Origin of the sequence: Zoogloea sp. (genome assembly GCF_041904905.1) — a bacterium.
GTDB lineage: Bacteria > Pseudomonadota > Gammaproteobacteria > Burkholderiales > Rhodocyclaceae > Zoogloea.
Genome location: NZ_JAYRMI010000133.1, coordinates 1 through 2,228, shown reverse-complemented (window position 1 = coordinate 2,228; position 2,228 = coordinate 1). Strand labels below are relative to the sequence as shown.

Below are 2,228 nucleotides of genomic sequence, written 5' to 3'. Positions count from 1 at the left end.
GATCTTCTGGTAATGCTCCCGGTTGTGGCGGAAGGTGCGCACCTGGGCGTCGATCACCTTGTTGCGCTGGTTCTGGGCGATGTGGTGCTCGTAGTAGGCAACGAAGGCCATGAGGTCGGCGCTGGCCGCCTCCGACGGGCGCTTCACGTTGCCGCGGTGGGCATCGCTGAGTAGCTTCTTCATCTCGGGCAGATCGCGCCAGCCGGCACCGAGAATCTGGTCGTAGTAGCGGCGCAGCGAGCTTTCGAGGACCGGCTCGATGCCGCCCTCGATGTACTTGGTGAGTTTCACCAGGTTCGGCCGCTCCTCAATCTCGACCAGGCCCTGCACGACGACGTTGACTGCATCCCAGCCGAAGGCCGAGAAGGCGCCGGCGGTATCGGGCGGCATGATGGACTGGATGCGCGAGGCGATCTCGGTGGGTTTCTGCCAGTTGAAGGTGAAGTCCAGCCTTACTCCCCGTTCCGGGAAGGCCGGATGGAATTCCATGAAGGTGTCCGGCTCGCGGTAGTCGGCGCAGGCGCGCTCGACGACCCGTTTGAGCCGCCGGCTGTTCTTCGGGTCGATGACGATCACCACGTCGCCGCGCCGGATCGCCTGGGTGATCAGGTTGGCGAGCGCCACGCCCTTGCCCGACTGGGTTGTGCCAACCAGCAGGGTGCCGCCCTCGAAGTTCTGCAGCGGCCGGTGCAAGGGGCCTTCCTTCGGTTCGACGCCGTGGATGTAGGGCAGGCCGATCTCGGCGTCCGGCTGGGGCTTGCTGTCGTGGCCCAGGATCCGCAGCAGGCGCGGCGACACGGCGAATTCCCGGTAGTCGATCTTGGCGAGCTCGTATAGCCGCTGCGAATGCACGGGTCGCCATTCGAAACCGAAGCCCAGGAAGACCGCGGCCGGATCCTCGCACCAGCCGGCCAGTTCATCGGTGCTGATGACCTCGATGCCGCGCCCGCCCAGCGAAGCCCGCAAGACGAGCATGTGCAGCGCCTGGGTCACCCGCAGCACGCCCATCGCAAAGCAGACGAGCGCCAGAGGCAGGGCCAATTGCCGGGGGAGGGCACCGGCCACGCCGACGCCGACGAAATAGACCAGCGCCAGCCCCCAGGCGATGCCGGCATAGACCTCATAGGCCCGACGCCAGGGCATCTCGTAGCGGCGGACCAGCATCTCAGCCTTCCTCCGCCGTTGGCACGGCAAAGCCTGCCAGATCGAGCCCGCTCACGCAGCACGGGTCCAGCACGATGCCGGCGGTGGGGTTGCCGTTGAAATCGCGCGACAGCGTTGGCGGGCCATCTCGATTTGGCGTGATCAGCATGTTCGCCTCTGTGAGGGCACGCATGGCCAGCGAGGGCTGGATGCCACGTCGCTCGAATTCGACCAGGGGCACGAACACCCCTTGGGCGATGGTGCACACGGTGGATGGCCCCATGCCATCGTTGAGCGTGCGAACCGCATCGGCCAGAGCATCCCGCACGACCGGATTCAGACGCATCGGGGCTTGCAGGGCGAAGGTCGCGGGGGAAGGTGGCGAGACCGGTTCAGGGGAGGAGGGCCTGGGCGTTGCCTCAAGCGGCGCCGCACTCGCTTGGTTGTCGACAGTCGGCTCGGGTGGCGGTATCAGAGATAACTGGGTGCCGCTTTTGACGGGTGGAGCAGGCGGGGGCCCGGATTCGGGCCGTTGCGGCACAGTTGGGGCGGACGCGCGCTCCGGCTTGAATTCCAGCGCCTGTGGCAGGGCGACCGGATGCGGATCGATTCCCGCGAGGAGAATGTCCGGGGCCGAGAGCTTGACCGCTTCCAGCGGAACCTTGGCGCCGGGCGGTTGGATCGACCAGATCGGGTGACCCGCCACTGCCGCCTCGAAAACGCCAGCGGCCAGCAGCAGTTCCAGCATGGTCTCCGGCGCCTTGGGGATGCCGGCCAGTTGGTCGGCCTCGAGCAACTGGTGGACATCGTCGGCGGCGCCGGGCCAGACCAGGAACAGACCGTCCTGGCCGAACCACAGGCGCGACCTCTCGCGGTTGGGCACCCAGGCCGAGTTGCCGCGGGCAAGCCGCCGCAGGGCATCGACGAGGTACCGTTCCAGGTGCGAGCCGTATTGCGGCGAACCGTAGCGGTCGGCGCTGGCGATCAGGTTGCGGTCGATGACCAGCGCCAGCGAGCGGCGGACGAGTTCGTCGAGGATGTTGTGGTCGCGATAGACCGGGATGCCGCCGATGCTGGCCAGCAGG

2 protein-coding genes are annotated in these 2,228 nt (G+C 67.1%); both read right to left on the bottom strand.

All coding sequences use genetic code 11. From position 1 onward, the window contains the following. Positions 1-1,164: conjugative transfer system coupling protein TraD (gene traD, locus ACE3N6_RS19150; RefSeq protein ID WP_374247414.1), on the bottom strand; the 1,164-nt coding region annotated here is incomplete at its 3' end. A gap of 1 nt (position 1,165) precedes the next feature. Further along, positions 1,166-2,228, bottom strand: a 1,063-nt coding sequence (locus ACE3N6_RS19145; protein ID WP_374247413.1) for a TraI domain-containing protein, incomplete at its 5' end; no start/stop codon positions are given.